The following is a 24969-nucleotide window of genomic DNA, read 5'->3' on the forward strand; positions in this document are numbered from 1 at the left end:
GCTCCCACAGGGGAATGTGTCCTGTCAGTGGCTCTTGGGGGCGAGTTTCTGGCCTTGTTCGACGGCCCAGGCCACGACTTTTGCGCTCAGGCGATCACTGGCCTGGCCAAATCCGGCCACTACCGCCGGCACTTGCACATCGCTCAACGGCTGACGCTCCTCAAACCGTCGACTGGCCAGAATCCGCTGGTCGTAACCGCGCACCAGCAACGCATCGACGCGCACCACGACGCTGGCCTGTGTGCCCTGATACTCGGCCTGAAACGCCTGCAAGCTCCCGCCCAATTCCAGATCTGCAGCAAAGTTGCTGTCATCGGTACTGAGCAACGTCACCCGACCATCACGCGTAAACCCGTCGAGCAAGCGATTACGCACCAGCACCGGCGCCGGATCACTCCAGCGCGAGCCTTTGTAGCTGCTGATCACGTCACCTTGTGGAATCACCGCAATCGTCGGCCGGTTCAACGCTTCGCTGGCCTGCAACTTGTTCAACCGCAGCGACCACGGCTGAGTCGCCGCCGGACTGGCCGAGGCGGGCGCCTGGGCGGTGGGCAGGCGATAGACATCCGACGGCTCTGACTGGGGCAGAATCGAACAGGCGCTGATCAGCGTGAAGCCGGCGAGGAGGGCAAGTCGAGTCAGCTTCATGGCGTGAATTCCTTGTTCTTGTCACGGCCCAGCAGGTAGCCGCTGGGATTGGCCTCAAGGCGTTGCGAGATGGCGCGCAGCGAGGTCAGCGTCTCACGCAGTTCGCGGATCGCCGGGGCCAGGCCATTGAGGCCCTGCATGCCGTTGTCGAGGGAGTTTTCGTTTTTGCTGAGCAAGGTGCTGATGGTGGTTGTGCTTTGTTCCAGCGACTTCATGGCTTGCTCGGCGCTGCCCAGTGCCTGTTTGCCCTGGTCGTTGATCAAGCCGTTGGCGTTGCGCATCAGCAACGAGGTCTGCTCGAGCATGCTGCCGGCCTGTTTACCGACGGTCGCCAGTTGCTGCATGGCTTGCTTGATGTCGCCGCGCTGATCGTTGATGGTGCCGGTGGTCTGCTCCAGATGGGCAAGGGTTTTGCTCACACGCTCGACGTTCTCGGCCGAGAACATCTGGTTGGCGTTCTGCAGCAGCGCAGTGATGCCGGTCATCAAATCGTTGGAGTCATTGAGCAGCCGCGAAATAGGCGAGGGCGATGCGACGATGGTCGGCAGGTTGCCGTCATGGCCGCGCAGCTTCGGGCTTTCCGGTGTACCGCCGCTGAGCTGGATGATCGACGTCCCGGTGATCCCGGCCAGCGCCAGTTTGGCCTGGGTGTCTTCCTTGACCGGCGTATCGCCGCCGAGACGAATCCGCGCCAGCACGCGCCGTGGATCTTTTGGATCAAGGCGCAGGTTGATCACATCACCGACCTTGATCCCGCTGTACTGCACCGGGCTGCCCTTGGACAGGCCACTGACCGCTTCGCTGAAGACAATCTCGTAATCCTTGAACTCGGTGTCGACGCTGGACTTGGCCAGCCACAGACCGAAGAGCAGGGCGCCTGCCACCACAATCACGGTGAACAGGCCGATCAACACATGATGCGCTCGGGTTTCCATGTCAGACCTCGTTGAGCAATTTGGCGGCGTCCAGCGCCGAGCGGCCGCGCGGGCCGTGGAAGTATTCGTGAATCCACGCGTCGTCGGTTTCCGAGACGACGTCAATGGGGCCGGCGACCAGGACTTTCTTCTGCGCCAGCACCGCCACGCGGTCGGTGATGGTGTAGAGCGTGTCGAGGTCGTGGGTCACCAGAAACACGCTGAGACCGAGCGCATCGCGCAGGGTCAGGATCAATTGATCGAACTGCGCCGCGCCAATCGGATCGAGGCCGGCGGTGGGTTCATCGAGAAACAGAATGTCCGGATCCAGCGCCAGGGCCCGGGCCAGAGCGGCGCGTTTGATCATGCCGCCGGACAGCGACGCCGGGTATTTGTCCGCCGCCGACAGCGGCAGCCCGGCCAGCGCCAGTTTCACCGCGGCCAGGTGCTCGGCGTCGTTGCGACTCAGGCCGGCGTGTTCGATAAGGGGCAGGGCGACGTTCTCGGTGACGGTCAGCGAGGAAAACAGCGCGCCTTTCTGAAACAGCACGCCAAAACGCCGCTCAACCAGCGAACGCTCATGTTCGGACAGGCTCGGCAGGTTCTTGCCGAACACTTTGACCATGCCTTCGCTGGGCCGGCGCAGGCCGACGATGCTGCGCAGCAACACCGATTTGCCGCTGCCGGAGCCACCGACCACGGCGAGGATTTCTCCCTTGTACAAATCCAGATCGAGGTTCTCGTGCACGCTCTGGCTGCCAAAGCGATTGCACAGGCCACGGACTTCGATCACCGCCTCCGAGGGCGCGCGCGGTAGACGACTCACCAGCCCATCTCCATGAAGAACAGCGCAGCCACCGCGTCGAGCACGATCACCACGAAAATCGACTGCACCACCGCAGACGTGGTGTGCGCGCCGACCGACTCGGCGCTGCCACTGACCTTGAAGCCTTCCAGGCAACCAATCGCGGCAATCAGGAAAGCGAAAATCGGGGCTTTGACCAGGCCCACCAGGAAATGCTGGATGCCGATGTCCGACTGCAGCAAAGACAGGAACATCGCCGGCGAAATATCCAGCGACACCGCGCAGACCACGCCGCCGCCGATGATCCCGCACAGCATGGCGAGAAAAGTCAGCATCGGCAGGGCCACCAGCATCGCCAACACACGCGGCACTACCAGCAGTTCCATCGGGTCGAGGCCGAGGGTGCGGATTGCGTCGATTTCTTCGTTGGCCTTCATCGAACCGATTTGCGCGGTGAACGCACTGGCGGTGCGCCCAGCCATCAGGATCGCCGTGAGCAGCACACCGAACTCGCGCAGGAACGAGAAGCCCACCAGGTCCACGGTAAAAATCGTCGCGCCGAAACTGGCCAGCACCGTGGCGCCGAGAAACGCCACCACCGCGCCGACCAGAAAGGTCAGCAACGCCACGATTGGCGCGGCGTCGAGGCCGGTCTGCTCGATGTGCGCAATCATCGGCGTGATGCGCCAGCGCTTGGGCCGGAACAGGTTGCGAGCGATGGTTTCCATGATCAGGCCGACGAAACCGAGCAGTTGCAGGGTGTCTTGCCAGACCGTGTCGACGGCGCGACCGATGCGCGTCAGCAATTGCACGCTGACGCTGATTTCCGGTTCCTTGATCGGCACGCAGAAATCGGTCATCGAGCAGTACACGGTTTGCAGCAGCGCGCGGTCGGCGGAAGTCAGGGTGCAATCGGGGTGTTCGGCGGATTGGCCGAGGCGTTCGGAACCGAGCAGTTCGACCAGCAGGGAGGCGCCAGCGGTGTCGAGGGCGCCGAGGCTGTTCAGATCAATCAGCGTGTTGGTGTCGTACTGGCCGTGGAGCTTTTCGCTCAGTTGCTTGAGCTCGGCGTAATGGGCAAGCGTCCAGTCCCCGGTAACCCGCAGGCGGGCAGGGGTTATCGACGTGTCCAGTTGGGCATTGCCGCTGATCGAGCTGCTGGTCATAAGCTCCGTGCTTGTTCGGCCTTTATGCGAACTAACGTAATAGCACGAACCGGATTACTTTTCTTTGATCGCTGTGCTGTCCGTGACTTCGAAGCGCAGCACGCCGATCACCTGGCCATCCTCGGTCAACACCCGCACCTGCCACTTGCCCGCCGGGTTGCCGGGGAAGTTCTGCTTATGCGTCCAGGCCCGGTAGCCTTCCTTGCGCCCGCCGTGAATGTCGAGGGCGATGCGGTCGACCTCTTTGCCGTTGAATTGCCAGACGTGATAAATCCGCTCATCCAGCCCGCGCGGCGCGTTGATTGCGGTGTAGGCGTAGAGGCCATCGCCACGAATCTGCTCGGCGCTGACCGTGTCGAGGCTGGCGCCGGGAGTGCGGTCCTGCATTTGCGTGCTGATCGCCACATCGGTCATCCATAACGTTGCCGGCGGCACCCACGAACGCAGCGCCCAACCGACGCCACCGATGCCGACCGTGATGCACAGGATCGCCAGAGCATTGCGCACGGTGCGGATCGGGAAGATCGAGGCCAGACTCGGGAACGACAACAGCACGGCAATGCCCAGCGCCCACTTGAAGCTCTGCGCGGTGGTCAGGTGCATGATCACCGGCAACGCGGTGAGCAGGGCGGCGAACAGGGTCAGTGTGTGCAGCGCGAGAAACGCCCAGCGCCGTGGCGCCAGCCATTTGTAATAGAGCGGATCGACGATGGAGATCAGTGCGGCAACGCTGAGCAGACCGGTGAAAAACAACTGGCCGCTGTTCCAGGTGGTGGTGATGAAGAAAAACGGCAGGACGAAAAACAGGCTTTCCTGATGGATCATCTGCGTCGCGTAACGCAGCAGCGGCTGGGGAATCTCGCGTTTGAACACGCGGGTGAAGAGGCCGGTGAGGGTGTTTTCCAGCATCAGCCAGATCCAGCTGAGCAGCATGATCACGGTGATCCAACTCGCCAGGCCCTGCTGACGATCGACCATGATGAAACTGCCGACCCCGGAGATGAACCCGCCAAGCGCAATGACCCCGGGATAGCGCTTCATCAGTTCGAGAATGCGCTGGATCAGGAGCTGTATTTTCGGCATTTGGGCGGTTCACAATTTGATAGGAAAAAACCTCGACAGAGTAGCGCCCGCCGGGCGCTGTGGCGAGGCTGCCGGTCACTTATTCGGTGCATTTCAGGGCCTCAAAAGATCGCAGCCTTCGGCAGCTCCTACATTTGGAACGCAATCCCCTGTAGGAGCTGCCGCAGGCTGCGATCTTTTGATCTTCAACCCCGCTTGCGGTGCAAACGCCAGCCGATCAGGATCAGCAACACCAGGCCCAACCCACCCGCACTCAGCCACAACACTTGGTCATCACTGATCAATGGCTTCTCGATCCGCAGATACCCCGGTTGCAACAGCAACTCGCGCATCGCCTTGTTCGCTGCTTCCAGAGTCACTCCTTGCAGCTCGCGCGCCGGGTTGGCGAAGCGGCCGTCCTGGTAATCGCCGAGGGCGCTCCAGTAATAATCCGCCAGCGCACTGTTACCTTGCACCGCCCACGCCTGATGGGCGATCGAGGCCTGTTTGATCCGCGCGAAAGTATCCGGATCCAGGCCGTTTTTCAGCAGATCGGCCTTGAGGTCTTCGAGTACCTGAATGGCTTCGTCAACATCATCGCGATCCAGGTCGGCATTCAGGCTCATGAAACCGACGCCGCCAAACACTTCGCGCTCGGCCCACGGCCCGTAGGACAAACCGTGGTTGAGGCGAATCTGCCGGTACAGCGCCCAGTCCAGATAATCCTTGAGAATGTCGAAGGTCTGATCGTACTGATCATCGATCACCGGTTCCGGTACCAGCCAGTGCAGCTTGGCGCTGTCGCCGATAAAGCCCCGGGTGAGGGTGCGCTCATGGGCGGCGCGGGTGCTGATGTCCGGCAACGCACGGTGTTCGCTCGGTTCCACCGCGTCGAGCGCGCCCCAGGTGCGTTCCAGATAGGCTGGCAGCAGTTTGTCGAGTTCGCCGACGACGATCAGGGTCATGTTGTTCGGCGCGTACCAGGCCTTGCGCACCTTCTCCAGTTGCTCTTGAGTCAGGTGGCCGACTTCGGCGCGTTGCGGGCACTTCAGGCCCAGTTCGACCGCGAGTTGATTACTCGCGGTGTGGCCGAGATCCTGCCGATCAAGGAAGCGTTGCAGGCGTGTGTAATGGCCACCGTCCTCACGCTCGACCACACGTTTGGCGGCGTTGATCGCGTTGTCGTCGATGCGCGTTTGTGTGAGCAGAGCGAGCAGCAGGTCGAGCACTTTGCGCTGGTTTTTTGCCGGCGCTTCGATGACAAACGTGGTGTCAGCGTTGCTGGTGAACGCGTTCCAGTCACCGCCCAACGCCTGCATGCGTTCTTCCAGCCCCCCTTCGCCAGTGGCGTCGATGCCGCTGAACAACAAGTGTTCGAGCAGGTGCGGCAGCTCTTTGTCATCGCAGTCGAAATCGTCGAGGCCAACGCCGACCACCAGCCGGATCGCCACATGCCCGCGCTCGGTGCCGGGTTTGAGCAGCAACTGCAAACCATTGGGCAGCGCATAGCCTTCAACCTGAAAACGATCCAGGGCGAAGGCGGGCAGGGAACCGAGCAACAGACAGGCGAACAACAGGCAACGCATAACAGGCTTCCGTACGGCTGATTTGGAGATCCGTGTCGTCAGTCAGGGGCCCATCGCTGGCAAGCCAGCTCCCACAAGGATTTGCGGCGTTCACAAAACCCTGTGGGAGCTGGCTTGCCAGCGATGGGGCCCTTGAGGCTGAACTCTGTGTTACTGACTGACCCTAGCCCCAGACGTTCAAGGCGAATGCGTAATGTCGGCAATATCATCCGCCGCCAGCGCCCCGGTATCCGCCGTTTCCAGCACCACATACGCACTGCCGCAAAACAGCGAGTTGAGCCGCTTCATGTCGGCAATCAACTCCAGGTGCAGCGAACTGGTCTCGATACTCTGCACGATCTTGCGTTGCAAACGGCTGACATGCGCATGGGCCAGACGACGTTCCTGCGCGCGAAAGCGGCGTTTCTCGCGGAGCAATTGCCGGGCACTTTCGCGGTCACCGCTGAGAAAGACCGAAAGCCCCAAACGCAGGTTAGCGATCAATTGCTGCTGCAATCCGGCGAGATCCTCCAGGCCTTCTTCGGAAAACGACCGTCGCTGGGAGGTTTTCTGCTGCTGGATCTTGCGCAGCATGCGTTCGATCAGGTCGGCGGCCAGCTTCAGGTTGATCGCCAGCTCGATGATCTCGGCCCAGCGCCGGCTGTCCTGCTCGCCGAGGTCTTCGCGGGGCATCTGCGCCAGGTAGAGCTTGATTGCGCTGTACAGCGCTTCGACGTCGTCGGTCAGTCGGCGCATTTCCTGGGTGACGGCGGTCTGCTTGCCGTGCAACACATCGAGCGAGGCGTCGAGCATGTTGTCGAGCAGATCGCCCATGCGCAGGGTTTCCCGCGCGGCGTTGGCCAGCGCCAGGCTCGGTGTGACCAGCGCGGTCGCGTCGAGATGGCGTGGTTTGGCGGTGCCGTTGACCTCCGGCCGCTCCGGTAGCAGCCACGCGCAGAGGCGCGCCATCGGCCCCACCGACGGCAGCAGAATCAGGCAGCGCGCGGTGTTGTAGAGCAAGTGGAAGCCGATGACCATTTCCTGCGGGCTGAAATCGAGGCTGTCGATCCAGTGCACCAACGGGTCGAGCACCGGGATGATCAGCAGCAGGCCAATCAGCTTGTACAACAGACTGCCCAGTGCCACTTGCCGGCCGGCGGCGTTCTGCATGCTGGTGCTCATGAACGCGAGAATGCCGCTGCCGATGTTGGCGCCAATCACCAGACCAATGGCGACCGGCAAACTGATGACCGCAGCGCCAGCCAGCGTCGCGGTGAGCAGCACAGCAGCGAGGCTGGAGTAGGAAATCATCGCGAACAACGCGCCGACCAAGGCGTCGAGGAGGATGTCGCCGGTCAGCGAGGCGAAGATCACCTTCACCCCTTGGGCGTGGGTGATCGGTGCGGCGGCCTCGACGATCAATTGCAACGCGAGAATGATCAGCCCGAGGCCAATGGACACCCGGCCCATCTGCCCGAGCCGCGTCTGTTTGCGCGACAGAAAGAAAATCACCCCGAGAAAAATCAGCAGCGGCGACAGCCATGACAGGTCGAATGTCAGTACCCGCGCCATCAGCGCGGTACCGACGTCGGCCCCAAGCATGGTCGCCAGCGCCGGAGTCAGCGCCATAAGGCCCTGACCAACGAAGGAGGTGACGAGCATGGCCGTGGCATTGCTGCTCTGCACCATCGCCGTCACGACGATGCCGGCGACAAAGGCCAGCCAGCGTCTGGACATGTTCTGGCCGATCACATGGCGCAGGTTGGTGCCATACACCCGCAGGATGCCGGTTCGGACGATGTGCGTGCCCCAGATCAGCAGGGCGACGGCGGAAAGCAGATTGAGCAGGGTGAGCATGCAGACCCCCTGTAATAGCAGTGCCTCAGAGAGGCAAGTTGACGGTACCGCGCGGTTTCTACGTTTTTGATACTTAAGCTGTAGTTGGCTAACGGTCTGGGCGCCAGCATTGCACAGCTAAAGTGCTGATTGAAACAAAAGTGTCATGAACAGCGCTTCATACACTCCCATTTAAATCAACGCCGCCCCTGTGGGAGCTGGCTTGCCAGCTCCCACAGGATCCGCGGTGCCTGAATGCTGCACAAAAAAATGTGGGAGCGAGCCTGCTCGCGAAAGCGGTGGATCAGCCAACATGGTTGTCGACTGACACTCCGTTTTCGCGAGCAGGCTCGCTCCCACAGGGGTATTGCCTGCGTCTGGATTACCCGGTTATTGGCCCGGGATGTCCTTGCGCAGTTTTACCGGATCCTGCTGCTGTCTCTTCTTGGCCATTGCACCGCGCAGCTTGATGTTGATCGCTTCCACCGCCAGCGAGAACGCCATGGCGAAGTAGACGTAACCTTTCGGCACATGCACGTCGAACGACTCGGCGATCAACACGGTACCGACCACCAGCAGGAACGACAGCGCGAGCATCTTCAACGACGGGTGCTTGTCGATGAATTCGCTGATCTTGCCGGACGCCAGCATCATCACCAGTACGGCCACGACAATCGCCGCGACCATCACCGGCACATGGGACACCATGCCCACCGCCGTGATCACCGAATCCAGCGAGAAGACAATGTCGATAATCGCGATCTGGATGATGGTGTAAAGGAAGTTGCCACCCTTGCCGCCCGGGGTTTCGTCGCTTTCGTCTTCGCCTTCCAGCGCGTGGTACATCTCTTGCGAGCTCTTCCACAGCAGGAACAGACCACCGAAGAACAGGATCAGGTCACGGCCGGAAATGCCTTGGCCGAACACCTCGAACAGGTCGGCGGTGAGGCGCATGACCCAGGTGATCGACAGCAGCAACAGGATGCGGGTGATCATGGCCAGGCCAAGACCGAAGATCCGGGTGCGCTGCTGCATGTGTTTGGGCATGCGGCTGACCAGGATCGAAATCATGATGATGTTATCGATGCCGAGGACGATTTCCAGGGCGGTCAGGGTGAAGAAGGCAACCCAGATTTCGGGGTTGGTCAGCCATTCCATGTGTATTCCTTTGAGCGATTGTTAAACCGAAAAAGGTCCGGGCTTCAAACAGCGAAGCCAGGACCCGAAACGGTGAGTCGTGGGCTTATAGAGTGCTGAACACCGGGAAAGTCCCCAACAGCAGTGCAGCAATCAGGATGCAGATACAAACCAGGATCGCCCATTTCAGGGTGAAACGCTGGTGGTCACCAAAATCGATGCCGGCCAGGGCCACCAACAGATACGTCGATGGCACCAACGGGCTCAGCAAGTGGACGGGCTGACCGACGATCGAGGCACGGGCCATTTCCACTGCGGTAATCCCATAGTGGCTGGCAGCTTCGGCCAACACCGGCAACACGCCATAGTAAAACGCATCGTTGGACATGAAGAAGGTGAACGGCATGCTCACCAGCGCCGTGATCACGGCCAGGTACGGGCCGAGGAAATCCGGAATCACCGCCAACAGGCTCTTCGACATCGCATCGACCATGCCGGTGCCCGACAGGATACCGGTGAAGATACCCGCCGCAAAGATCAGCCCGACCACTGCCAGCACGCTACCGGCGTGAGCCGCGACGCGGTCCTTCTGCATCTGCAGGCAAGGGTAGTTGACGATCATCGCGATACTGAACGCCACCATGAACAGCACCGGCAACGGCAACAGGCCGGCGATCAGGGTGCACATCAGGCCGAAGGTCAGGGCGCCGTTGAACCAGATCAGTTTCGGACGGCGCGCATCCGGGAATTGCGACACGCTGATTTCGCTGTGATCGATGTCGTCGCCGACCAAGTGCAATTCACCCAGACGCGCACGTTCACGTTTACCGTAGAAATAAGCGATAACCAGAATCGCGACCACACCCGCAGCCATGGCCGGGATCATCGGCACGAAGATGTCCGACGGGTCGACATGCAGCGCACTCGCGGCACGGGCAGTCGGGCCACCCCACGGGGTCATGTTCATCACGCCACCGGCGAGAATGATCAGGCCGGCCATGATTCGCGGGCTCATGCCGATGCGGCTGTACAGCGGCAGCATGGCGGCCACGCAGATCATGTAAGTGGTCGCGCCGTCACCATCGAGGGACACCACCAGCGCCAGTACGGCGGTGCCGACCGACACCTTCAGCGGGTCACCCTTGACCAGTTTGAGGATCTTGCGCACGGCCGGGTCGAACAGGCCGGAGTCGATCATCAGGGCGAAATAGAGAATGGCGAACATCAGCATCACGCCAGTCGGCGCGAGCTTGGTGATGCCTTCGAGCATCATCGGGCCGATCTTCGGTGCAAAGCCACCGAACAGGGCGAAGACGATCGGGATGATGATCAGAGCGATCAGCGCAGACAGGCGCTTGGTCATGATCAGGAACATGAACGTGATGACCATGGCGAAGCCAAGGAAAGTCAGCATGGGAATACTCCAGGCGTAGCGCGGCTAGTTAAATGAGCGGATCGGACGGGATCAGCGCAGAACGGGAAGCACCAGACGTACGGGCGGAGTGACAGCGGAGAGGCGGGCTACAGAGGACATCAGAATCACCATTGTTGTTGTTAATTGGGCCGTTCGTGCGAGGTATCACACGCGTTGGCCAACCGGTCTGTTGCCGGAAGTGGAGGCGATCCTAATCGGGGAAGCTTTCAGCTACCTTTCGCTGCAGAAAGCTTTGAATGAACGGTCAACCGGCCGTCGGATGCGAACCAGAGTCAATGAACACGGGAAGGAGAGCTCTGAGCATGAGCCAAGTGCACGGCGGCGGTTGCCATTGCGGACACATTCATTATCAGTTCAGCGGGGCGTTGCAGGACATCGCCCATTGCCCTGGCTGCATCTGGATAAGCATCTGCCGGGTGAACCCGAAGAAATGATCTGATCAGAAAACAGACAGATTCAGCGGTCGGATCGTGCCCATCCAGATCGCGTGTTCGGTGTGGTCGAGCAAATCATCCCCGGTGTCCGGGTGCAGAAATACCACCAGGCCTTTGCGATTGAGCGCCAGCCAAGGCAACACGTCGCCGATCAACTCAGGGCCGAAGGCCAACTGGCAACTCCAGTCCGGATGCGGCCCGACCGGGCGTTCGTGAACGCGGCCCATTTTAAGTGGAAACAATTGCGCAGCCTGCTCACACAAGGCCCGCGCCTGTTCAATGGTGCCGGCGTCGAAATAGACGTGGGCGTGATAACCCTTGATCGCTTGCATCTGAAAGCCTCGGAAATCGGTTCGAACCCTCGGCGTTGCCCGTATGTCACACGCCATACAAGGGATAACAAAAGGGATCAGCCATGAAAAATGCCGAAACCCCGGCGGTAAAAGTGGTGCTCTATGGTGCCATGAGTAGCCTGGGCAGCGCGCTGATGGCTGAGTTGCTGCGTCGTCAGCATGAAGTCATCGCCATTCTCGACGATCTGACCGCACTTGCGCCGCGTCCGGGTTTGCGTACCAAAACCGGTGATTTGTTCGACCTGGAACGGGTCAACCAGAGTGTGGCCGGCAGTTCGGCGGTCATCTGCTTACTGGATGCACCGGGACTACCGTTCAGTAGCGATCAGGTTGAACGCTCGGTCGTGCTCGGACCGGTCGAACAGGTTCTGGCCGTCGACGCACTGGTCGATGGACTGCAAGCGGCGAATGTGTCGCGGCTGTTTCTGGTGGGCGACTTTGCCGTGCTCGATGAGCCGGATGTCGATGATCGCCTGCAACGCCACGCTGCCGAAGAAATCCGTGAGGCCCTACAAAGCAGTCCGCTGCACTGGACGCTGGTGAATGCGCCGCACGGCGTGGCCGGGCTGACCATCGAACATTTCAGTCAGGTCGGCGGCAATCTGGAACCAGGTCTGGCAGAACCCCTGGAACGCTTGAATCGCGTGGCGGTAGGGATTGCCGATGAGCTGCGGCTGAATTTGCATGTGGGACAGCATGTGAATTTCGTTGCGGCTTCAGATTCGTAAAAGATCGCAGCCTTCGGCAGCTCCTACATGAGATTGGTGTAGGAGCTGCCGAAGGCTGCGATCTTCTGATCTTCAAACCGCAATCGAAGGCAATGCCAAGCCATTGAGCGATTCAGCGCTACTCGCCTGCTCCGCCATCAACCAATCGACAAACTGTTGAATCAACGCACCCCGGCGTTTGCGCTGCGGCAACACCACGTAATAACCGAGACGCGAAAGGGTCGTTTCAGCGATGGGCCGGCACAGCAACCCCTGACTCAGCAAGTTATCCACAAGGTGCCGCCAGCCAATTGCCACGCCTTGGCCGCCAATTGCCGCTTGAATCAACAGCGTGTAATTGTCGAAGCGCAATTGCCCCGGCGCCGGCGGCGAAGTAATGCCCAACTGGCGAAACAGACCGCTCCAGTCAAACCAGTTGCTGCTGTTTTCCCCACGCAGGTGCAGCAGCGGAAACTCCAGCAACGCCTGAGCGGGCAAGGGCAGGGCGCGATCCTTGAGCAATTGCGGGCTGCACACCGGGAACACTTCTTCGCTGAACAACCAGTGGCTTTCGCCTTGCTTGAAACGCCCGTCGCCAAACAGGATCGCCACATCGATATCGGTGCGCAGCATGTTGTGGTTGCGTTCACTGGTCACGAGGCTGACGTCGACCTGCGGATTGGCTTCGTGAAAGCGGTGCAGGCGTGGCATCAGCCAATAAGCGGCGAAGGCGAAATCGGTGGCGACCTGCAGCACCTCATGTTGCTGTTGTGCACTGATTGCACTTAATCCTGCATCGATATTCTGCAAACCGAGGGTCACTTGCTCGAACAGGATCGCGCCCACTTCCGTCAGTTCGATGCCCCTGTAGATCCGATCAAACAGCCGTGTGCCGAGCTGTTCTTCCAACCGCTTGATCTGCTGGCTGATCGCCGGTTGCGTAGTGCCAAGCTCTACCGCCGCTGCGGTGAAGCTGTGGTGACGGGCTGCCGCTTCGAAGGCGCGCAGCAGGTCGAGTGACAGATCTCCCAAGGCGTCATACATAAGCGGTGCTTATCCTAGTCATTGTCCGGCGCGGGCTTTACCGGATACAGCATGGACTCCATGCTCGATCGCAGCAATGTCGCATAAATATTCACTATGGAATGCCGCGATCACATGAAGCGCAAGAATATTCTTTTCATCATGGCCGATCAGATGGCCGCGCCAATGTTGCCGTTCTACGGCCCTTCGCCGATCAAACTGCCGAATCTTTCCCGTCTCGCCGCCCAAGGCGTGGTGTTCGACGCCGCTTACTGCAACAGCCCGTTGTGCGCACCGTCGCGTTTCACCCTGGTCAGCGGTCAGTTGCCGAGCAAGATCGGCGCCTACGACAACGCCGCCGATTTCCCCGCCGACATTCCGACCTATGCCCACTACCTGCGCCGCCTCGGCTACCGCACCGCGCTGTCCGGCAAGATGCACTTCTGCGGCCCCGACCAGTTGCATGGCTATGAAGAACGCCTGACCAGCGACATCTATCCGGCCGACTACGGCTGGGCCGTGAACTGGGATGAGCCGGATGTACGGCCGAGCTGGTATCACAACATGTCTTCGGTGCTGCAGGCCGGGCCGTGCGTACGCACCAATCAACTGGATTTCGACGAAGAGGTGGTGTTCAAGGCGCAGCAATATCTGTTCGATCACATCCGCGAGGAGGGCGACCAGCCGTTCTGCCTGACCGTATCGATGACCCACCCACACGACCCGTACACCATTCCCAAGGCGTTCTGGGATTTGTACGACGATAACGATATCCCGTTGCCTACAACCCCGGATCAACACGAACTCGATCCGCACTCGCAGCGTTTGCTCAAGGTGTACGATCTGTGGGACAAGCCGCTGCCTGTGGATAAGATCCGCGATGCGCGCCGGGCGTATTTCGGTGCCTGCAGCTATATCGATGCCAACGTCGGCAAACTTCTGCAAACGCTGGAAGAAACCGGGCTGATCGATGACACCATCATCGTGTTCTCCGGCGACCATGGCGACATGCTCGGCGAAAAGGGCCTTTGGTACAAAATGCATTGGTACGAAATGGCGGCCCGCGTCCCCCTGTTGATAAGTGCCCCAGGCCAGTTCGATGCCGGGCGGGTTAGCGCAGCCGTGTCCACCGCTGACCTGTTGCCAACCTTCGTTGAACTGGCCGGCGGCACCTTGGAACCAGGGCTGCCGCTGGATGGCCGTTCGCTGGTATCACACCTGCAAGGGCAGGGCGGTCATGACGAAGTGTTCGGCGAATACATGGCCGAAGGCACCATCAGCCCGCTGATGATGATCCGTCGCGGCGCCTACAAATTTATCTACAGTGAAAGCGACCCTTGCCTACTCTTCGACGTAGATAACGATCCGCGTGAACTGGAAGAACTCAGCCAATCGCCGCAGCATCGCCAGCTTTTCGACGATTTTCTCGCCGAAGCGCGGGCCAAATGGGATATTCCGGCGATTCACCGGCAAGTCCTCGCCAGCCAGCGCCGTCGCCGATTTGTCGCCGACGCGTTGACCATCGGCAAGCTGAAGAGCTGGGATCACCAGCCACTGGTGGACGCCAGTCAGCAGTACATGCGCAACCACATCGATCTTGATGATCTGGAGCGCAAAGCACGTTATCCACAACCCTGCCAAAACCAATAATGTAAGGGGAAGTCCATGCGTAAGTTATCCACAGTAGTGACGGTTGGCCTGCTCGCGCTGAGCAGCGCCTCGGCCTTCGCCGAGCAAAGCTGCGACACGGTGAAAATGGCCGACCCGGGCTGGAGCGACATCGCCGCGACCAACGCCATCACCGGGTTTCTGCTGGACGGCATGGGCTACAAGGCCAAGGTCGACACCCTCGCGGTGCCGATCACCTTTGGCGGTTTGAAGGACGGCCAGGTGGATGTGTTTCTCGGTAACTGGATGCCGGCGCAGCAGGGCTTCTACGACAAGTTCGTCGCCACCGGCGATGTCACGCAACTGGCGAAAAACCTCGACGGCACCGAATTCACCCTCGCGGTGCCGGATTACGTGTGGGATGCGGGTGTGCATAACTTTGCCGATCTGAACAAATACGCGGACAAGTTCGAGCGCAAGATCTACGGCATCGGTTCGGGCGCGCCGGCGAATATCTCGTTGCAGGAAATCATCAAGAAGAACGACTTCGACATGGGCCAGTGGAAGCTGATCGAGTCCAGCGAACAGGCGATGCTGGCTGAAGTGTCGCGGGCGGTGAAGAAACAGAAATTCGTCACCTTCCTCGGCTGGACCCCGCACCCGATGAACGTGCAATTGAAGATGCATTACCTGAAGGGTGGCGAGAAGTACTTCGGCGACACCGGCAGTGTGTTCACGTTGACCCGCAAGGGTTACGCCGAGGCCTGTCCGAACGTGGGTAAATTGCTGACCAATCTATCGTTCACTCAGGAGATGGAGAACAGCATCATGGCCGAAGTGGTGAACAAAAAAGTCAGCAATGCCGAAGCGGCAAAGGCGTGGATCAAGGCGAATCCGGCGGTGTTGGACAAGTGGCTGGATGGGGTGAAGACCGTCGATGGCAAGGATGCGTTGGCGGCGGTGAAAGCGAAGCTTTGATCGTGGGACTGCTGGAATTTGGCTTGGCTTGAGATTTTTGCCCCCTCACCCCAGCCCCCTCCCCCAGAGGGGGCGAGGGGGAAGGGAGCCGATATTTGTTGGATTCAAAACTGGCATTCAACTTTGAAATTGCAGGTCGGTGAATCTTGAATAAACACCGCGGTCAGTCCCCTCTCCCTCCGGGAGAGGGCTAGGGTGAGGGGCTTTTTCCCATGACACCCTGATAACCTTGAATAAAACCCCAACCGCGAGGACCCATGGCCTTTCCCAGCCGCCACTCTCTCTTCCCCTTCCTCACCTGGCTGCCGCGACAAACCCGCGCCAGCGTCGGACGGGATCTGATCGTCGGTCTCAGCGGGGCGATTCTCGCGTTACCCCAGTCGATTGCCTATGCGTTGATCGCCGGTCTGCCACCGGAATACGGCCTCTACGCCGCAATCATTCCGGTGCTGATCGCCTGCCTGTGGGGATCCTCGTGGCATTTGATCTGCGGCCCGACGGCGGCGATTTCGATTGTGCTGTTTGCCAGTGTCAGTCCTTTAGCGGTTCCGGCCTCGCAGGACTACATCACCCTGATCCTGCTGCTGACCCTGCTTGCGGGGATATTCCAGTGGCTGCTCGGTTTGCTGCGCTTCGGCGCATTGGTGAACTTCGTTTCGCATTCGGTGGTGCTGGGGTTCACCCTCGGTGCGGCAGTGGTGATCGCCATCGGGCAGTTGCCTAATCTTTTGGGACTCGAGCTGCCGGCCAAAGCCACGGCGCTGGCCAGTTTGATGGATCTGCTGCAACACCTGCGGGCTGTGGATAAACCTTCGCTGGTATTGGGTTTGGCCACGGTGGTCGTCGGTCTGCTGCTCAAACACCTGCTGCCGCGCTGGCCGACGCTGTTGATCACGCTGGTGCTGGCCAGTTTGCTGGTGTGGTTGTGGCCGGGCATGTTCGGCCACGTGCATCGGGTCAGCGCGTTTGTCGGACGCTTGCCGCCGTTCAGTGCGTTACCGCTGGATCTGGACTTGATCCTGCGATTGCTGCCCAGTGCCGTGGCGGTGGGCATGCTCGGGCTGGTCACCAGTCTGTCTATTGCACGCTCGATTTCGGCACGGTCGCAGCAATTGCTCGATGCCAATCAGGAAGTCCGTGCGCAGGGCTTGTCGAATATTGTCGGCGCGTTCTTTTCCGGATCGCTGTCGGCCGGATCGTTTACCCGTTCGGCCCTCAGTTACGAAGCGGGCGCGTGTTCGCCATTGGCCGGGGTGTTTTCAGCGATCTGGGTGGCGTTGTTTGCGATTTTCGGCGCGGCGCTGATTGCACACATTCCTATCCCGGCGATGGCGGGCAGCATTCTGCTGATTGCCTGGGGACTGGTGGATCATCGCGGCATTCGCTCATTGCTGCGCGTCAGCCGCGCCGAATTCGTGGTCATGGCCCTGACCTGCCTCGCGACCTTGTTGCTGGAATTGCAGACGGCGATTTATGCCGGTGTGCTGGCCTCGCTGTTCTTCTACCTCAAGCGCACCTCGCAACCGCGCGTGCAGCATTGGCGTGACGGCGAAGACGATGTGTTGCGTGTCGGCGGGTCGATCTTTTTCGGCGCCAGCCATTACCTGCAAGTACGCCTGCAGCGCATGCACGGCGCACGCGTGGTGATCGAGGCGCAGCAGATCAACTTCATCGACTATTCAGGGGTGGAGATGCTGCATCAGGAGGCGCGACGCTTGCTCAGTCAGGATCGCAGCCTGACCTTGCGCCGGGCGCGGCCGCAGGTCGTGGAGGAGTTACGAAAGCTTGAAGGGCCGGAGAAATGCCCGATCCGGTTTGAGGATTGACTGGCGATCGAGGTAATCCTTGTGGGAGCGAGCCTGCTCGCGAAGACTGCGGCACATCCAACATTAATGTGTCAGACAGACCGTTTTCGCGAGCAGGCTCGCTCCCACATGGGTATTTATTGGGCCAACTGGCGGCGCAGTTCGGCGAGTACCGGTGCGGTATCAGGGCGCACGCCACGCCACAGGAAGAACGCCTCAGCCGCCTGCTCCGCCAACATCCCCAAGCCATCCATCGCCACCGCCGCGCCATGCTCACTGGCCCAGCGGCAGAATGCGGTCGGCTCTTTGCCGTACATCATGTCGTAGCACAGGGTCTTGCCCGGCTCGATCAGGCTCGGCGCAATCGGCGGCACGTCGCCGCTCAGGCTGGCCGAGGTGGCGTTGATGATCACGTCCACCGGCTCGCGCAACCAGTCGAAACCACTGGCCGACACAGGCCCGAGGTCGCAGAACAACTCGGCCAGCAGTTCAGCCTTGTCCACCGTGCGATTGGCGATGATCACCGAGGCCGGTTTCTCCGCCAGCAACGGCTCCAGCGCACCGCGCACCGCGCCACCGGCGCCGAGCAGCAGAATGCGTTTGCCGGTCAGGCTGAACCCGGCGTTCACCGTCAGATCTCGCACCAGCCCGGCGCCGTCAGTGTTGTCACCGAGCAGTGAGCCATCGGCCAGTTTGCTCAAGGTGTTGACCGCACCGGCACGCTGCGCGCGCGCGGTCAGGCTGTTGGCCAGGCGATAGGCATCCTCCTTGAATGGCACAGTGACGTTGGCGCCGCGCCCTTCCCGGAAAAACGCCGTGGCGCAGCCGGCGAAATCGTCGAGCGGCGCCAGCATCGTGCTGTAGTCGAGGTGCTGGCCAGTCTGTTCGGCGAACAGCTTGTGAATCATCGGCGATTTGCTGTGGCCGATCGGGTTACCGAAAACGACGTAACGATCCATCAGATGTCCTCAGGCTTCTGCCAGCCAGTCGCGGTCTTGCAGGAAGTACTCAGTCAGGCGCGCCTCTTCGCTGCCTGGCGCAGCCTTCCAGTCATAGCCCCAACGCACTTGCGGCGGCAGCGACATCAGGATCGACTCGGTACGCCCGCCCGATTGCAGACCGAACAAGGTGCCACGGTCGTAGACCAGGTTGAATTCGACGTAACGGCCACGGCGGAATTCCTGGAACTCACGCTGCTGAGCCGTGAAGGCATCGTGTTTGCGGCGCTGCACGATCGGCAGATAGGCGTCGATGTACGCGTCACCGATGGCACGCATGAAAGCGAAACTGGTGTCGAAGTCCCACTCGTTCAGGTCATCGAAGAACAGACCGCCGATGCCGCGCGGTTCGTGGCGATGCTTGATGTGGAAGTAGGTGTCGCACCAGGCTTTGTAACGCGGGTAGACGTCCGCACCGAACGGTGCGCAAGCCTGTTCGGCGACGCGGTGCCAGTGGATGCAGTCTTCTTCGTTGCCGTAATACGGGGTCAGGTCGAAGCCGCCGCCGAACCACCAGACCGGCTCTTCGCCTTCTTTCTCGGCGATGAAAAAGCGCACATTGGCGTGCGACGTCGGCACATGCGGGTTGTGCGGATGGATCACCAGCGACACACCAAGGGCTTCGAAACCGCGACCGGCCAGTTCCGGGCGATGGGCGCTGGCCGACGGTGGCAGACCGCTGCCAAAGACATGGGAAAAGTTGACGCCGCCCTTTTCAATCAGCGTGCCGTTCTCGATCACACGGGTGCGACCGCCACCGCCAGCAGGCCGGGTCCAGGCGTCTTCAACGAAGCGCGTGCCGCCGTCTTCGGTTTCGAGCGCCGCGCAGATGCGGTCTTGCAGGTCGAGCAGATAGGCCTTTACGGCGTCGGTGCGGGTCGTCATGGCTTCACCTTGAATCGGGCGGCGCCCCGGCAGACGGGCGACGCAAATGGGCGCGTAGCATACCACCGCACAACAACCCGCCGCAGTTGACGAAGATCAAGCATGGGAGTTGGATAGGGGGCTTACAAAAGACCCAAGGAGAGCAGGCAGATGGCAAAGCGTATCCAGTTCCGCGCCCACGGCGGCCCCGAAGTGCTCGAATATGTTGACTACCAACCCGCCGCGCCCGGCCCCAATCAAGTGCGCGTGGCCAACAAGGCGATCGGCCTGAACTTCATCGACACCTATTACCGCAGCGGCCTGTACGCGCCGCCCGCCTTGCCGTCCGGTCTGGGAGCGGAAGGCGCGGGCATCGTCGATGCCGTAGGCAGCGACGTCACCCGGTTCAAGGTCGGTGATCGAGTGGCCTATGGCAGCGGCCCGTTGGGTGCCTACAGCGAATTGCATGTTTTGCCCCAAGACAATCTGGTGCACCTGCCCGACGAAATCAGTTTCGAAACCGCTGCCGGGGTCATGCTCAAAGGCCTGACTGTGCAATATCTGCTGCGCCAGACCTACGAGCTCAAGGGTGGCGAAACCATCCTGTTCCACGCGGCGGCCGGCGGTGTCGGTTCGCTTGCCTGCCAATGGGCCAAAGCCTTGGGCGTGAAGCTGATTGGCACCGTCAGCTCCAGCGAGAAAGCCGAACTGGCCAAGGCCAATGGCGCTTGGGCAACCATCGATTACAGCCATGAAAACGTTGCGCAACGCGTGCTCGAATTGACTGACGGCAAGAAAGTCCCGGTGGTCTATGACGGCGTCGGCAAGGACACCTGGCTGACCTCTCTCGACAGCGTGTCGCCACGCGGCCTGGTCGTGAGCTTCGGTAATGCTTCCGGCGCGGTGGACGGGGTGAACCTGGGCATTCTTGCCGCCAAGGGCTCGCTGTACGTGACCCGGCCGACGCTGGCCACCTACGCCAACAATGCCGAGAACCTGCAGCGAATGGCCGATGAGCTGTTCGAGATGATCATCAGCGGCAAGTTGAAGGTGGATGTCAGCCAGCGTTATCCATTGGCTGATGCGGCGAAGGCACAAACCGAACTGTCCGCTCGACGCACCACTGGTTCCACCGTCCTGCTGCCTTGATACCTCCCGGCATCTTGCCAGTCAGGTTTTCACCACCCTGGCTGGCAGGACGGTTCGAGCGTGTTCAAAACCTTGGTGGATGATTCGCCAACGGTTTTTGCGCCCAATGACCGACAGCCGCAGGATCAGGCTGTTGAACGGCTGCGAGGACTTGCCGCCACTCGGCTGATAACACCCAGTAATCACCACGTGCGCGCTGTTCTATAGGCAAGGGGTTGGAGGCGACCGGCATCAGACCGAAACGCTGGTACAGGCGCAACTGCGAGGCCCTGCACAACGCAGTGACACCTTGATAGCCCTGTTTTATGGCCCACTCGGCAGCGGCCGCCAGCAGACTGTTGACGGCAATGGGTTGTTGGCTGGGTGCAAGCGAGATCAAGCGACTGAATTCGACATGGCGTGACAACGCCACCGTGGGCGAAACATGTTGCTGCGCCAGCGATGCCCACTCGAACGGCGCCGGAGTGGCCCTCAATACCGCCTGCAGTTGCTCGTGCCGATACAGCAGAAAGTGGGTACTGCGCGACCGTGTCGCCAGCCGGGTTTCGAGCATCCGCGCCCTGGATGTCAGCATGTAATGCTGCAGCCGAAGCCGAAATTGCCGTTCGATAAACCGATCGAACACCTGGGTATCCGACCCCGCTTCAAGCATCACGATACGACATCCTTCCTGGTGACTGTTTAACGTCACCTGGAGCGCCTGCAGGTAATCCGTGAGTTGCAAATCCGTAGTGTCCATTCTTTCTCCGCAGACCTTAACTTATCGAAGTGTTTCGAGTGCAGGGAAAGGATGGTTGTTTTTGGCGATACCGCCACGAAACGCAGTCTGATAATCAGGTGGGAAAATTCAGTTAATTCAGCCAGTTGAGGATTCTTCCGACGCAACAAACAGCGTCACTGCAGGATAAATCGCAGGCACGTGTAGTACTCCTCGCCGTCAAGGCGAGGAGTACTCTCGTTACAAATGTTCGAGGCTGGATCAGTCGGGACGAATGACTTTGCCGGTCGCCAGATCACGGATCACGCTGGGGTTCTTGCGCCCACCCAGTTGCCCGCCCAGTATCAGATCGATCTGCCCACGGAAATACTGCTCGACACGCAATCGGGTGCGCGCCGCCGGGCGTCCCTGCGGGTTCGCAGAGGTCGAAATCAATGGCCCGACCATCGAGCACAGATCGCGCACTTGCGGATGATCACTGACCCGCAGCGCCACGGTGTCATGCACCCCGGTCACCCATTCCGGCAACAGATTCTGGTGCGGCACCAGCCAGGTATTTGGCCCCGGCCAGGTGCTGGCCATGCGGTCGATCCATTCTTGCGGGAAGTCTTCGAACAGGAAGTCGAACTGGCGAATGTTGTCGGCAACCAGAATAAGGCCTTTGACCACCGAACGATTCTTGATCGCCAGCAACCGATCCACAGCCTCTTCGTTCCACGGGTCGCAACCCAGCCCCCAGACGGCTTCGGTTGGATAGGCAATCACCGCCCCGGCGCGAATCTCTCGTGCGGCTTGTTGCACACGCCAACTGTTAACCATGAAAAAACTCTCCGCAAACAGGTTTCGCGCAGTTTACCGATCTTCCTTGTAAAACCTAGCGTGTCCTGGCCAACCAGCGACCGTTTTCGCACACCGCACGGCCATCCATTTCCAGTTCGGTGAGTGCCGCCAGCACTTTGGGCAACGCCCAGCCGCTGCTGTCGGCCAAGCCTTCGCTGGTGTGCGGGGCGGCGTGGAGCAGGCTGAGCAACGGGTGATCAACGTTCGCCGTGTCAGTGGATAGCGGCAGATGCTGCCAGCCGCGCAGGGCTTCAAGGATGTGCTCGATGGTTTCCACCAGCACCGCGCCATCGCGAATCAATTGATGGCAACCGCGCGCCCCGGGGTGATGAATCGAACCGGGAATGGCATAAACCTCACGCCCCTGTTCGGCCGCCAGCCGCGCGGTGATCAGTGAGCCACTGGCCACGCTGGCCTCAACCACCAACACACCGAGGGACAAACCGCTGATGATGCGGTTCCGCCGCGGGAAGTTGCTCGCCGTCGGCCCGGCGTCCAGCGGAAACTCTGAAAGCACTGCGCTGCCGGACGCAATCATCGCTTCAGCCAAGTGCCGATTGCGCTGTGGATAAAAATTTTCCAAGCCCGTGCCGAGTACACCCACCGTCAACCCGCCAACATCCAGCGCAGCCTGATGCGCAGCGGCATCAATGCCCAGCGCCAGACCGCTGGTGATGACAAAACCGGCCCCGGCAAGACTGCGGGAAAACGCCGCCGCCGTGTCCATGCCCGGACGCGAAGCGCGACGGCTGCCAACCATCGCCAGTTGCGGTTTTTCCAGAATCTGCGGGTCTCCGGCAACGAACAACAGGGGTGGCGGGTCGGGAATCTGCGCCAGCAGCGCCGGGTAATCCGCCTGGTCCCACATCAACAAATGATGCCCCGGCCGCTCTAGCCAGCGCATTGCGTGGCTAGCGCCATCGCGAACCGTGGGACAGCGCCGCGCTTCAGCACTTGCCACGGGCAAACCCAGCGAGCGCCAGGCACTGGCCGGTGCGCTGATCGCTTTGGAGGCCGAGCCGAAGGCTTCGAGCAATTTGGCAAAACGCTTCGGACCGACATCCGGCAAGCGATGCAGGCGCAAACGCGCTTCCAGTTCCGCCGGGGAAACCGGCGTACAGACAGGCAACATCATGGATCATCCTTGATCGTTATAAGCCCCGAACCATTCGGAACAAGCTGTGGATAACTCTGTTGGTAACTTGTGAAGCAAGCTTACGGATTGCGAACCTTGTCGAGCACCGCCAGCGAGCGCGATGCGTTGAGAACGAGGCCGTAGCTGAGTTTGTCGTAAGTGCGGAACACCATCAGTAAACCGGCGCGTTCATCGGGAATTTTCAGCGGCTGGCCGGTGATGCGGTCACGCACGGTTTCACCAGTTTTCATCACCGCCAGTACGTTGCCCTCGGCCAGACCATCGCGCTTGCCTTTGTTCAGGGTGACCACGTCCATCACGCCGATCTGGGTGACACCGCGCGGGACATCGATGATCACACCGTTGATGCTGGTGGTTGGCGCGCTGGGCATGAAGGTCGAATTGATCGAGCGCTCCTCGCCACTGAACAAGCGGTCGCCGAGGCGTACTTCCTGAGTGGTGCGTTGCAGGGCGAGGGTGGCAACGTCGCCTTCAGTGGCGACGATTTCGCCGCCGCCGATGTCATCGGCGTTGATCCCGAGGAACTCCTTGGTCTGCGGATCGGTGTAGACCTTGCCCTGACGGAAGATGCCGTAGACGGGTTGATCCGGGTCGAAATGGCCGCGCGCGAAGATCCGGTCGCCCGTGCCGCTGAGCACGCGTTCGGCGTCACCCGCGACGATGTACGGCGCCTTGTCGAAATCCTCGACCTTGTCGACGATGCGGTTGCTCAACAGGAAACTGTTGATCGATTTCAATGGAATGCTCGGAATCGCCTCGGCCACCGGGATGGTGCGAATACGCGGCGAGAGCTTGATGGTGCCGCGCGACTCGCCGCGATTGAGCGTCAGGCGCGGTTGGCCGTTGACGTAGCTGAGGGTCAGCGTGTCGCCGGGATAGATCAGATTGGGGTTTTCAATCTGCGGATTGGCCCGCCACAGTTGTGGCCACTCCCAGGGCTCGCGCAGGTATTTGCCGGAAATATCCCAGAGGGTGTCCCCCGAAACCACCGTGTATTGCTGTGGAAAACCATCCCTGAGTTGCACTTGCCCTTGCGCCACGCCGGCCGAAGCCAACAGCAGCAGGGCGAGTAGTGTTTTCCTCATGCAGTGAATCCCTTTATCATGTGCGTTCGCGTGAACCGTCAGAGCCCCCGTGGCTCGCTTGTGCAAAATGCACAAGCTACGCTTCACAACGGTAGCCTGCATCTTCGGACCTGCCAGGCCATCGCCCGACTTTACTCAACGTGTGCAGCAATCAAAGCCTATGGCCATTTTAAACATCCTCGAATTCCCGGACCCGCGTCTGCGCACTATCGCCAAGCCTGTGGCCGTAGTGGACGACGAAGTGCGTCAGTTGGTCGATGACATGTTTGAAACAATGTATGAAGCGCCGGGCATCGGCCTTGCCGCGACCCAGGTCAACGTGCACAAACGTATCGTCGTGATGGACCTTTCCGAAGACCGTACCGAACCGCGGGTGTTCATCAACCCCGAGTTCGAATCGCTGACCGACGAAATGGACCAATACCAGGAAGGCTGCCTGTCGGTACCGGGTTTCTACGAAAACGTCGACCGCCCGCAAAAGGTCAAAATCAAGGCGCTGGACCGCGACGGCAAGCCCTATGAGCTGATCGCCGAAGGCTTGCTCGCGGTGTGCATCCAGCACGAATGCGACCACCTCAATGGCAAATTGTTCGTCGATTACCTGTCCACGCTCAAACGCGACCGGATCAAGAAGAAACTGGAAAAGCAGCACCGCCAGAACGCTTGATGCCCTTCTTCAAAGG

24 protein-coding genes are annotated in these 24969 nt (G+C 60.4%); 7 read left to right on the top strand and 17 right to left on the bottom strand.

Features of this window, described 5'->3' with window-relative positions; translation table 11 throughout:
* Window positions 1–24 precede the first annotated feature (24 nt).
* The 9 genes from M9827_RS11370 to M9827_RS11410 all read right to left on the bottom strand — a co-directional run bounded on the left by M9827_RS11370 (window position 25) and on the right by M9827_RS11410 (window position 10547).
* Window positions 25–648 carry an ABC-type transport auxiliary lipoprotein family protein gene (locus tag M9827_RS11370; protein WP_250605533.1) on the bottom strand — a complete coding sequence of 208 codons (624 nt, stop codon included), beginning with the start codon at window positions 646–648 and terminating at the stop codon, window positions 25–27.
* Window positions 645–1583, bottom strand: a complete 939-nt coding sequence (locus M9827_RS11375) for an MlaD family protein (protein ID WP_250605534.1) — start codon at window positions 1581–1583, stop codon at window positions 645–647. The genes M9827_RS11370 and M9827_RS11375 overlap by 4 nt, the downstream gene beginning before the upstream one ends.
* Window position 1584: 1 nt before the next feature.
* Complete coding sequence (locus M9827_RS11380) at window positions 1585–2388, bottom strand: ABC transporter ATP-binding protein (protein WP_007911797.1); 804 nt, start codon at window positions 2386–2388, stop codon at window positions 1585–1587.
* Window positions 2385–3533: an ABC transporter permease gene (locus M9827_RS11385; RefSeq protein ID WP_250605535.1), complete on the bottom strand. Its 1149-nt coding sequence runs from the start codon at window positions 3531–3533 to the stop codon at window positions 2385–2387. The genes M9827_RS11380 and M9827_RS11385 overlap by 4 nt, the downstream gene beginning before the upstream one ends.
* Window positions 3534–3587: 54 nt before the next feature.
* The gene (locus M9827_RS11390) at window positions 3588–4616 is read right to left on the bottom strand and encodes a DUF5924 family protein (protein ID WP_016986428.1); all 1029 of its coding nucleotides are present in this window, start codon (window positions 4614–4616) and stop codon (window positions 3588–3590) included.
* A gap of 185 nt (window positions 4617–4801) precedes the next feature.
* Window positions 4802–6181, bottom strand: a complete 1380-nt coding sequence (locus M9827_RS11395) for a M16 family metallopeptidase (RefSeq protein ID WP_250605536.1) — start codon at window positions 6179–6181, stop codon at window positions 4802–4804.
* A gap of 177 nt (window positions 6182–6358) precedes the next feature.
* Entirely contained in the window at window positions 6359–8017 is a 1659-nt protein-coding gene (locus M9827_RS11400) for a Na/Pi cotransporter family protein (RefSeq protein ID WP_250605537.1), read from the bottom strand.
* Window positions 8018–8386: 369 nt separating this feature from the next.
* Window positions 8387–9154 (bottom strand): TerC family protein, encoded by a 768-nt coding sequence (locus M9827_RS11405; protein ID WP_007911817.1) that lies wholly within the window; start codon window positions 9152–9154, stop codon window positions 8387–8389.
* 85 nt (window positions 9155–9239) lie between these two features.
* On the bottom strand, window positions 9240–10547 hold the full coding sequence (locus tag M9827_RS11410) for a CitMHS family transporter (RefSeq protein ID WP_007911819.1): 1308 nt from the start codon (window positions 10545–10547) through the stop codon (window positions 9240–9242).
* Window positions 10548–10870: 323 nt separating this feature from the next.
* Here M9827_RS11410 and M9827_RS27970 point away from each other — a divergent pair, with 323 nt between their 5' ends.
* Complete coding sequence (locus tag M9827_RS27970) at window positions 10871–11002, top strand: hypothetical protein (protein ID WP_502943456.1); 132 nt, start codon at window positions 10871–10873, stop codon at window positions 11000–11002.
* Window positions 11003–11007: 5 nt separating this feature from the next.
* On the opposite strand, the gene M9827_RS11420 is transcribed toward M9827_RS27970, so the two are convergent.
* Window positions 11008–11334: a DOPA 4,5-dioxygenase family protein gene (locus M9827_RS11420; RefSeq protein ID WP_250605538.1), complete on the bottom strand. Its 327-nt coding sequence runs from the start codon at window positions 11332–11334 to the stop codon at window positions 11008–11010.
* Between the two features lie 83 nt (window positions 11335–11417).
* On the opposite strand from M9827_RS11420, the gene M9827_RS11425 reads away from it, so the two are divergent.
* Window positions 11418–12083, top strand: coding sequence for an NAD(P)-dependent oxidoreductase (locus tag M9827_RS11425; RefSeq protein WP_250605539.1), 666 nt, complete (start codon window positions 11418–11420; stop codon window positions 12081–12083).
* Window positions 12084–12155: 72 nt separating this feature from the next.
* Here the strand turns inward: M9827_RS11425 and M9827_RS11430 are convergent, their stop codons facing one another.
* A complete protein-coding gene (locus M9827_RS11430) occupies window positions 12156–13106 on the bottom strand; it encodes a choline sulfate utilization transcriptional regulator (protein ID WP_250605540.1) in 951 nt (316 codons plus the stop codon).
* Window positions 13107–13220: 114 nt separating this feature from the next.
* On the opposite strand from M9827_RS11430, the gene betC reads away from it, so the two are divergent.
* The 3 genes from betC (at window position 13221) to M9827_RS11445 (ending at window position 17497) form a co-directional block, all read left to right on the top strand.
* Window positions 13221–14735 carry a choline-sulfatase gene (gene betC, locus M9827_RS11435; RefSeq protein ID WP_250605541.1) on the top strand — a complete coding sequence of 505 codons (1515 nt, stop codon included), beginning with the start codon at window positions 13221–13223 and terminating at the stop codon, window positions 14733–14735.
* A 15-nt stretch (window positions 14736–14750) separates the two neighbouring features.
* Window positions 14751–15671, top strand: coding sequence for a choline ABC transporter substrate-binding protein (choX, locus tag M9827_RS11440; RefSeq protein WP_105704764.1), 921 nt, complete (start codon window positions 14751–14753; stop codon window positions 15669–15671).
* 257 nt (window positions 15672–15928) lie between these two features.
* Entirely contained in the window at window positions 15929–17497 is a 1569-nt protein-coding gene (locus M9827_RS11445) for a SulP family inorganic anion transporter (RefSeq protein WP_250605542.1), read from the top strand.
* Between the two features lie 116 nt (window positions 17498–17613).
* Here the strand turns inward: M9827_RS11445 and aroE are convergent, their stop codons facing one another.
* Together aroE and hemF are read right to left on the bottom strand one after the other, a co-directional pair.
* On the bottom strand, window positions 17614–18435 hold the full coding sequence (gene aroE, locus M9827_RS11450) for a shikimate dehydrogenase (protein ID WP_250605543.1): 822 nt from the start codon (window positions 18433–18435) through the stop codon (window positions 17614–17616).
* Window positions 18436–18444: 9 nt separating this feature from the next.
* A complete protein-coding gene (hemF, locus tag M9827_RS11455) occupies window positions 18445–19359 on the bottom strand; it encodes an oxygen-dependent coproporphyrinogen oxidase (protein WP_250605544.1) in 915 nt (304 codons plus the stop codon).
* A gap of 150 nt (window positions 19360–19509) precedes the next feature.
* Here hemF and M9827_RS11460 point away from each other — a divergent pair, with 150 nt between their 5' ends.
* The gene (locus M9827_RS11460; RefSeq protein ID WP_250605545.1) at window positions 19510–20487 is read left to right on the top strand and encodes an NADPH:quinone reductase; all 978 of its coding nucleotides are present in this window, start codon (window positions 19510–19512) and stop codon (window positions 20485–20487) included.
* Window positions 20488–20551: 64 nt separating this feature from the next.
* Here M9827_RS11460 and M9827_RS11465 read toward each other — a convergent pair whose 3' ends face one another.
* The 4 genes from M9827_RS11465 to M9827_RS11480 form a co-directional block, all read right to left on the bottom strand.
* Window positions 20552–21226 (bottom strand): GNAT family N-acetyltransferase, encoded by a 675-nt coding sequence (locus tag M9827_RS11465; RefSeq protein ID WP_250605546.1) that lies wholly within the window; start codon window positions 21224–21226, stop codon window positions 20552–20554.
* A gap of 240 nt (window positions 21227–21466) precedes the next feature.
* On the bottom strand, window positions 21467–22024 hold the full coding sequence (gene tsaC / locus M9827_RS11470; RefSeq protein WP_250605547.1) for an L-threonylcarbamoyladenylate synthase type 1 TsaC: 558 nt from the start codon (window positions 22022–22024) through the stop codon (window positions 21467–21469).
* Between the two features lie 55 nt (window positions 22025–22079).
* Window positions 22080–23180, bottom strand: coding sequence for a DNA-processing protein DprA (gene dprA / locus M9827_RS11475; protein WP_250605548.1), 1101 nt, complete (start codon window positions 23178–23180; stop codon window positions 22080–22082).
* A gap of 80 nt (window positions 23181–23260) precedes the next feature.
* Window positions 23261–24286 (bottom strand): LysM peptidoglycan-binding domain-containing protein, encoded by a 1026-nt coding sequence (locus M9827_RS11480; protein WP_250605549.1) that lies wholly within the window; start codon window positions 24284–24286, stop codon window positions 23261–23263.
* Between the two features lie 160 nt (window positions 24287–24446).
* On the opposite strand from M9827_RS11480, the gene def reads away from it, so the two are divergent.
* Window positions 24447–24953, top strand: a complete 507-nt coding sequence (gene def, locus M9827_RS11485; protein WP_016984087.1) for a peptide deformylase — start codon at window positions 24447–24449, stop codon at window positions 24951–24953.
* Window positions 24954–24969: the final 16 nt, after the last annotated feature.

It is taken from the genome of Pseudomonas sp. AKS31 (assembly GCF_023634765.1).
Lineage (GTDB): Bacteria > Pseudomonadota > Gammaproteobacteria > Pseudomonadales > Pseudomonadaceae > Aquipseudomonas.